Below are 7,861 nucleotides of genomic sequence, written 5' to 3'. Positions count from 1 at the left end.
TATCGAAAAATATTGGGCCAATATGAAAACGAAAATCCGAGAACTTTTACCTACTGTAGCTAATTTATCCGAAGCCTTAGATCAAGCTGTTTTATCAATGTCGATTTAAATAACTATATTACTAATCCATCTAAATCTAATCCATCTAATTATAACTATGCAAAACGAACAGTTAAAACTATTGAATTAGTTGCAAAGCGTTTCTTGATTGCAATCGATCTGTGGGTTCTCTATCCAAGCAGAAAAAGGTGTGGTTAGATCAGCTAAAAAAGTAGTTTTTAGCCAGAAGGTGAAAAAGATGCCCCCATATCTTTCCGCTCCTAATAAAGCTTCATTTGCATAAGGAGGATAAGGATTGATTTTATGATGAGAATAAGAAGAATCAGAAGGCACCATAAACACATAAGCGAGCCAAAAATTGGGTTGAGAAATCTCAGGTTTTAAACCCTGCTCCCAATCACTCACAATAACAGGTCTTAAATGATAACCCTCTTCTCTTTGAACAAGTTTTTTGAATTCATCATGAGTCACCCACATTAAAACTCCATTTACCGTATCAAAAGGATTAGTTGTGAATAGATTTAACATCGCTACATCAGTTTGGCGCGATAATTTTTTTGAAAGGGATGCTTTATAGTTAAATGCACGTTGAAACCCGTAAGCTATTACCAGGCGATGTGTGTCAATTGTTGTTTGGGAAATTGTTTTGAGAGCAGACTTAGGATATAATAAACTTCCATAGGCAAATATAGGAATACGCTGATTAGGAAATAGCTGAAATACTTCTTCTACTGGTGTAGGAAAGGAAAAAGAAGGATATTTCTTGAGATCTTTTGCTAGTTTTCGAGCGTGTTCAACAAGCAAGGAATGTCTATTAGCCCCCCATGGAGGGGTTGTTGCTCTTAAATCGGTTATCAAAAAAAGAAGCAATAAAAAGACCTTCATCTTTAATACCTTGTATCTTTTAGATATATCGGAAGTTACTCGATGCTAAAAAACATGTCAAGAAGATAGCAATCCTAAATACTTTTCCGCTTTAGCAAGATGTTCGGGAAGATCGATCCCTAAAGAGCTCTCTAAAGTTTCATTTACACGAATGCGTAGATTATGAAACAAAAAGCGCAACTGTTCTAATTTTTCTGCTTCTTCAATGTCACAAGAATCTAATTGAGAGATCTTCTCTAGAGCTGTTTGAGAAAAAGCATAAAGCCCAATATGCTGATAATACAATTGTAATGGATTTTGATCGCGATAATGAGGGATAGCACTACGAGAAAAATAAAGTGCATGTCCTTCATGATTACAGATAACTTTTGTAATATGAGGGGATAAAATATCGGAAGGATTAATAATTCTTTTTTTCAAAGTCCATATATCGCTATCGGAAGTTGCCTGCAAAAGATCTTTGATCATTTGCTCACTGATAAATGGCTCATCTGCTTGCCAATTAACCCATATATCTGCTCGCATAGAACATTTTTGCATAACTTCGATCAACCGATCTGTTCCTGTTGGGCATTCTTGAGATGTCATGATATAATTAGCGCCGAAGCATTGGACAACCTCTCTTGTCTCTTCTGCATCTACAGCAATCACCACTTGATCAAAACAAGAGATAGAACATGCTTTTTCCCATACCCATTGGATTAAAGGTTTATCATGTAATAAGGCGAGGATTTTCTTAGGAAACCGCGTGGAATATAACCTAGCAGGTATTACGCAAATAATCTTTAACATTCTAACCTCTTTGGGTATTCTAAATACCAGCAGATGGTCCTTTTCAAAGAGGATTCAAAACCATATACAGGTACCCAGCCAAGATTTTTTTTAAGCTTAGTAGCATCAATAGAATAACGCAAATCATGTCCTGGTCTATCAGCTACTTTTTTGATGAGAAGCTTTAACTGGGTCGAATCTTCATTTTTTAAGGCAGAAAAAGTATCAATGATAGAATGAAGTACATCGATATTTGTTTTCTCGCATCCTCCTCCTATAGCATAAGACTCTCCTACAACTCCTTGCTCTAAAATTGTCCAAATAGCCTTAACGTGATCTTCAACAAATAACCAATCGCGAATGTTCATTCCTTCTCCATATATAGGCAGAAAGGATTTATGCAAACAGCCTGCAATCATTTTTGGAATAAACTTCTCTGGATGTTGACAAGGTCCATAATTATTGGAGCAATGGGAAATAGTAGTTGAAAGTTTATACGTATGGGCATATGCACGCACAAAGTGATCTGCTGCTGCTTTGGAAGCTGCATAAGGAGAATTAGGTTTATAAAGGGATGTCTCCTTAAAAGGAGTGTCTTGATGAGTCAAAGACCCATATACTTCATCGGTAGACACATGATGAAAGTGAATTTGAGGAGATAAGCGTACAAGATCTAGTAGTGCAAGAGTTCCTCCTACATTAGTCTCTAAAAACTTCTTTGGCCCTAAAATACTTCTATCGACGTGGCTTTCTGCAGCAAAATGCACAATTGCTTCAATCTGATGTTCTTTTAAGAGCTGTGCTACTCTTTTTTGATTACAAATATTTGCTTGCACAAATATATGACGCATATCATTTTGAACAGGTTCTAAATTATGCATATTGCCAGCATAGGTTAAGGTATCGAGATTTACTATTTTCTCAACTCCATAAACCTTGTTTAATCCATAACGAATAAAGCAAGAACCAATAAAGCCGGCACCACCCGTAACTAACAAAGATCTAAACCGTGATCGCATCTATGAAAAATTCTCCTAATGCCTTTTTCCAATGTCTGGGAGAGTTGTTTAGCTTTTTAGAAATTTTCTGTGTCCCTAATACATTAAACCTGGGGCGTTTCGCCATATTTACATATTTAATAGCTGAAGTAGGAATAATTTTCTTACAAAAGATGCGATCTTGCAACTCCTCAAAAAGCTTTTTTGCAACATCAAAACGAGAACAAACACCTCGATTCACAAAATGATAAATTCCTTTTTCTTGTATAAGATTCAAAATAACAGAAGCTAAATCATAACAATAAGTAAGACACCCCCATTGGTCTTGGACTACATGAATCTCTTCTTGGTTTTGCAATAGGGATAATAAAGAACTGATGAAACTTTTTCCTCCTGCACCAAAAACCCAAGAAGTGCGAAGAATACACGCATTAGGATGAATATCTAATACTAGATTTTCTCCTTCTAGTTTGCTTGCGCCATACACATTTATAGGACAAGGTGTATCCTCTTCGCAATAAGGAGTTTGCTGATCTCCTGAAAATACATAATCGGTGGAAATATGCATTAAGTGCGCACCCACTAGCTTTGCTACTTTTGCTACAAAAGAAGCCCCTGTTGCATTTACCAAAAAAGCTAACTCAGGATTTTTTTCTGCTCGATCTACATGGGTATACGCGGCGCAATTAATCACATGTGTTGGTTGTATCCATCTAGCTCTTTGTAGTAAACGATTATAATCTGTGATATCGGCTAAAGATCTATCATCAACAATAAACTGCAAATTTCTCTGTGCACATATTTTTGCGCATACACTAGCCAACATCCCTTTGCCACCTAAAATCCAAATCTTCATGTTATTTGCCGTAAAAATGGTTGATTGCGATCTTTTTCAGAAAGGATTACTGAAGAAAGAGGCCAGTTAATTCCTATATCAGGATCATCGTAACGAAATCCCTTTTCCTCTAATGGATCGAAACAACTACTCACCTTATAGCAAACATGAGCAGTTTCACTCATTACACAAAATCCATGCGCATATCCTGTAGGAATAAATAACTGTTCTCCTTTTTCCGCATCCAAATAAATTCCTAGCCATTTACCAAAAGTAGAACGCGTCGGACAAATGTCCACCACTACATCAAAAATAACCCCTTGCATTACCCAAATCAGTTTTGCTTGACCTGGCGCTCTCTGAAAGTGCATTCCTCTTAAAGTTCCACGTTGAGAAAAAGAATGATTATCCTGGACAAATTCACAATGAATTCCTTTTTCTATATAGCGTTGCTTATGGAACATTTCCGAAAAAAAACCCCTTTGATCAAAAAATCTCTGTGGCTTAATTAAGCTGATACCCGGTAGAGTTAAAGTTTCTATTTTCATATTGGATTAGTGTATGTACAAAGCAATGCTATCATTTTTTACCTTAATTAACCTGACTTTTTCAAGTACTTATATAAAAATATACGGATGAGATATAAAAAAATCTACTTATACCTATTGATCAAACCCATTCTAAATAATAAGGAATTAAACAGCTAAAACATGGTCTTTTTAAAAAAAACTCTAATTCCAGTTGTTATTTTATGTTCTTCTCTAACGGGATTTGCAAACTCTCCTCATATGCATCATATCGCTAAGCCCTGGTTCACAGGGCCTTTGCTTACACCAACTGCAAATGTTGTTCCTAAAGGTAACTACAACATACAATCCTATTTGTTCCTCACAAATACCTATGGATATTACAATGCTTATTGGAAAAACCACTCTATGCCCCACTTATTTATTGGTTCCTTCGTATTAGATGCCCAATTCGGGTTGTCAAAGATTTGTGATTTTCAGTTCAATCCCTTAGTATTGTATAAGCATAAGAAAGATATTCATGCACGGGCATTTGGAGATATTCCCATATCCCTTGGCTTTCAATTATACAAAGCGAATCCCACTGGGCCTGCGGTTAAACTAAGATTGCTTGCCGCCTTGCCTACAGGAAAATATCAACACCTGAGCTTGGATAAACAAGGCTTAGACGCAGGAGGATTGGGAGGTTACTTTCCAGGAATTGGTTTAGTTATTGGACGAACATTTCAAATGGGCTGCTCTCACTTTCTAGCAACTCGTCTTAATTTAAGCTATCATCTTCCTAATCCAGTTCATGTAAAAGGATTAAATTCCTATGGAGGAGGACCTCATACAAAAGGCAAAGTATTTCCCGGACAATTTTTTATTTCTCTATTGGGGCTAGAATGGTCTTTTACTCAACGCTTTGTTTTAGCTTGTGATTTAGAATATACACATATTAATAAAACACGTTTTAAAGAAGATAGAGGTCATTTGAATGGTATCCCTCATTTAATAGATGCTACTTCAAAAGAGCAAATAAGCATTGCGCCTGCAATTGAGTATAATTTCAATCATAACGTAGGAATGATCGCTGGTTGTTGGTTTACTATAGCAGGCCGCAATACACCTGCATTTGCAAGTGGTATTATTTCTCTTAACATTTACAAATAAATTTTATGCTTTTAAGATTACTGCTTCTTCTATTGTTGATAACTAATTGTCAGGGCAAAATAAACATTTCCCACGCTTGCTATTTTAGTCTTTCCAAAAAGGAAGCACATTTTATTGGTAAAAAAATTTGGCAGAATGAATGTGGCGCAACTACTCACAAATTGCTAAGCTGGAATACCGGTGAAGATTTTCTCTCCTTAGGGATCGGTCATTTTATTTGGTATCCAAAAGACAGGCAAAAGCAATTTGCAGATACATTTCCTGACTTTCTTCTATTCTTACAAAAACATCGTGTTTCCATCCCCTCTTGGCTCAAGAAAGAAAAAGATTGTCCCTGGTACTCTAAACAAGAATTTGACCAAACCAAAGATTCACGTAAGCAAAGCTTAAAAAAACTACTCACTCAGACCATTGAATTGCAAATGCTCTTTATTGCACAGCGGTCTCAAAAGGCCATTGCAAATATTCTTTTTTCTCTTCCTCTTAAAGAAAAAACATCTTTTATCAAAAAAATACGTCTGCTTGCCCAAACCTCTAATGGAAAATACGCCATTATAGATTATATTAATTTCAAAGGAGAGGGAACTACTCTCAAAGAGCAATATGCAAATCAAGGATGGGGGTTAAAACAAGTGATACAAAATATGTCAAATCAACCAACTAACCCCGTCCAAGATTTTGTGAAAGCTGCTAATTTATTGCTTGAAAACCGGGTAGCAAATGCACCTAGGGATGAATCGCGCTGGCTACCTGGCTGGAAGAACCGCCTATTGACTTATTTGAATCCTTAATCTTCTACATAAGCTAAAAAATTTTTTATATTCATCTTCTTTATTTCCTCCATCCCTATATGCTTAGCAATTTCCTCTCCTTGATCATCTAAAACAATCAAAGTAGGCAAGCTAGTTATTTCAAACTTTTTACATAAGTTATCTGTCTTTGGATTACTTGCGTTGATTTTTATAAAGATAATTTGCTTATTAAATAGACGAGCCCAACTTTCATATAAGGGTTTGAACTGCTCGCAAGGAGGGCAAGAATCTTTATAAAAGTCGATGAAAACTATTTTTCGATTTTCTAAAAGCTCATAGATTTCCTTTAAAGAAGAGACTTCTAAAGGAGTATTTCCTGTTTTAAGCGATTGCTTATTTGCAGAATAAACCGGCAAAGAGCAAACCATAAATAAACCACTTAAAAGAATGAGAATATTTTTCATTTATATTTCCTTTTTTAATCTATTTTGCAGAAGCTCGCAAGGCTTACATGGTTTATTGATCTCTTTTTGTAATTGCATAGCTGCTTTAGCGCCATCTGCTGCTGCGCAAACTGCCTGTTTAAATTCAGGATCTGCTACCTCTCCTGCAGCATATACTCCCTTAATAGAGGTTTTTTGGTGTTCCTTCAACCGAATATATCCTGAATCTAGCTCTAATTGACTGGCAAATAACTCTGTGTTTGGCACAGATCCAATAGCTAAAAATAAAGCATCTACTGGCAGATGATAACTTTTTTTGTGTTTTTGATTGGATAAAATAAGATAGCTTACCCGATCTTTTTCCCCTTTTATCTCTTTTACTATAGTTTGATAGAGAACTTCTATATTTGGCAGAGACACAACTTGTTTCTCTCTTTGTTTTTCTACAGTACGAAAAACTCTTCCGCGTACTATGATATAAACTTTTTTAGCAAGGTTAGCAAGATACTGTGCTTCTGTTAAAGCTCCATCCCCCCCTCCTACCACTGCTACGGTTTTGTCCTTGTAAAATCCCCCATCACATACTGCACAACTATATACTCCCTTAGACCAATAGCTCTGTTCTCCAGGAACGTGCAATTTATTAGGGGTTGCTCCTAAAGCGACTACCAAAATAGACGTATAGTATATCACTTCCTCCTGAGTAATTAAAGAACGAGTTGTTATTTGATGGGCTTTTTGAAAAAGATCGTGCGAAAGTACTACATCAATTACTTCCTCTCTAAGCAGCTCGGCTCCATTTAGACGCGCCTGATTTTCAAGGTCTTTACCTAGTTCAATTCCTGAAATCACATCCCTGCCTGGCCAGTTTTCTACTCTAGGGGATTGCGTAATCATACCCCCTATGCTATCTCCTGTAATGACAACCGGTTTAATCCCAGAGCGTCCACAATAAATAGCAGCTGTTAAACCAGCCGGTCCTCCTCCTAAAATCAAAACCGGTACATCTCTTGTTTCAGTAGCATAAATAAAAGTATTTAGTAAAATTATAATTTGAACCAATATTTTTTTCATTTATACCTTCCTTTAATTTATATGTAATTTTTTTAAGAATAAAAATAAAGATTTTTAAAAAAAATCAAGCTATTTAGTTGGCATAAAACCCTATGTATTAGACTTCTTTCGAAATTCCTCAAAGCAACTCTAAATTGTGAATCCCTGCGATAAGATTAAATCGCAAATGTAATAGACAAGACTTAAATTGACACTTATTGGTAAATAGCAAAGAAAAACAGCTTATGCAACTGCGGCGTGATGCCGTAGTTGCATGAGCAAATAGCAAAGTGGTAATTTATGAATATAGCAATAGAGAGAAAAGTGATAAAAAATAAACTAGGCCTTTTAAAATTAGCAAAAACGCTAGGAAATGTATCTCAAG

Annotated in this window: 9 protein-coding genes; 2 read left to right on the top strand and 7 right to left on the bottom strand. The window is 35.9% G+C overall.

Going from position 1 to position 7,861, the window contains the following annotated elements:
* Positions 1-186 precede the first annotated feature (186 nt).
* From RHOW815_RS05560 to rfbC, 5 genes are read right to left on the bottom strand one after another with little or no spacing between them, the layout of a single operon-like run.
* On the bottom strand, positions 187-945 hold the full coding sequence (locus tag RHOW815_RS05560) for a hypothetical protein (protein WP_215217345.1): 759 nt from the start codon (positions 943-945) through the stop codon (positions 187-189).
* Between the two features lie 57 nt (positions 946-1,002).
* Entirely contained in the window at positions 1,003-1,737 is a 735-nt protein-coding gene (kdsB, locus tag RHOW815_RS05555) for a 3-deoxy-manno-octulosonate cytidylyltransferase (RefSeq protein ID WP_215217344.1), read from the bottom strand.
* Positions 1,731-2,735, bottom strand: a complete 1,005-nt coding sequence (rfbB, locus tag RHOW815_RS05550; RefSeq protein ID WP_215217343.1) for a dTDP-glucose 4,6-dehydratase — start codon at positions 2,733-2,735, stop codon at positions 1,731-1,733. The genes kdsB and rfbB overlap by 7 nt, the downstream gene beginning before the upstream one ends.
* On the bottom strand, positions 2,719-3,570 hold the full coding sequence (gene rfbD / locus RHOW815_RS05545) for a dTDP-4-dehydrorhamnose reductase (RefSeq protein WP_215217342.1): 852 nt from the start codon (positions 3,568-3,570) through the stop codon (positions 2,719-2,721). The genes rfbB and rfbD overlap by 17 nt, the downstream gene beginning before the upstream one ends.
* On the bottom strand, positions 3,567-4,097 hold the full coding sequence (rfbC, locus tag RHOW815_RS05540) for a dTDP-4-dehydrorhamnose 3,5-epimerase (protein ID WP_215217341.1): 531 nt from the start codon (positions 4,095-4,097) through the stop codon (positions 3,567-3,569). Before rfbC ends, rfbD begins: the two co-directional genes overlap by 4 nt.
* Before the next feature lie 162 nt (positions 4,098-4,259).
* Between rfbC and RHOW815_RS05535 the strand changes: the two genes are divergently transcribed.
* Both RHOW815_RS05535 and RHOW815_RS05530 read left to right on the top strand, forming a co-directional pair.
* Positions 4,260-5,228, top strand: a complete 969-nt coding sequence (locus RHOW815_RS05535) for a hypothetical protein (RefSeq protein ID WP_215217340.1) — start codon at positions 4,260-4,262, stop codon at positions 5,226-5,228.
* A gap of 5 nt (positions 5,229-5,233) precedes the next feature.
* On the top strand, positions 5,234-6,019 hold the full coding sequence (locus RHOW815_RS05530) for a hypothetical protein (RefSeq protein ID WP_215217339.1): 786 nt from the start codon (positions 5,234-5,236) through the stop codon (positions 6,017-6,019).
* Here RHOW815_RS05530 and RHOW815_RS05525 read toward each other — a convergent pair.
* Both RHOW815_RS05525 and RHOW815_RS05520 read right to left on the bottom strand, forming a co-directional pair.
* Entirely contained in the window at positions 6,016-6,444 is a 429-nt protein-coding gene (locus RHOW815_RS05525) for a thioredoxin family protein (protein WP_215217338.1), read from the bottom strand. The genes RHOW815_RS05530 and RHOW815_RS05525 overlap by 4 nt on opposite strands.
* A complete protein-coding gene (locus tag RHOW815_RS05520) occupies positions 6,445-7,497 on the bottom strand; it encodes an NAD(P)/FAD-dependent oxidoreductase (RefSeq protein ID WP_215217337.1) in 1,053 nt (350 codons plus the stop codon).
* Positions 7,498-7,861: the final 364 nt, after the last annotated feature.

The sequence above is a fragment of the Candidatus Rhabdochlamydia sp. W815 genome (assembly GCF_018642185.1).
GTDB lineage: Bacteria > Chlamydiota > Chlamydiia > Chlamydiales > Rhabdochlamydiaceae > Rhabdochlamydia > Rhabdochlamydia oedothoracis.
This window is presented reverse-complemented; position numbering and strand designations above follow the sequence as displayed.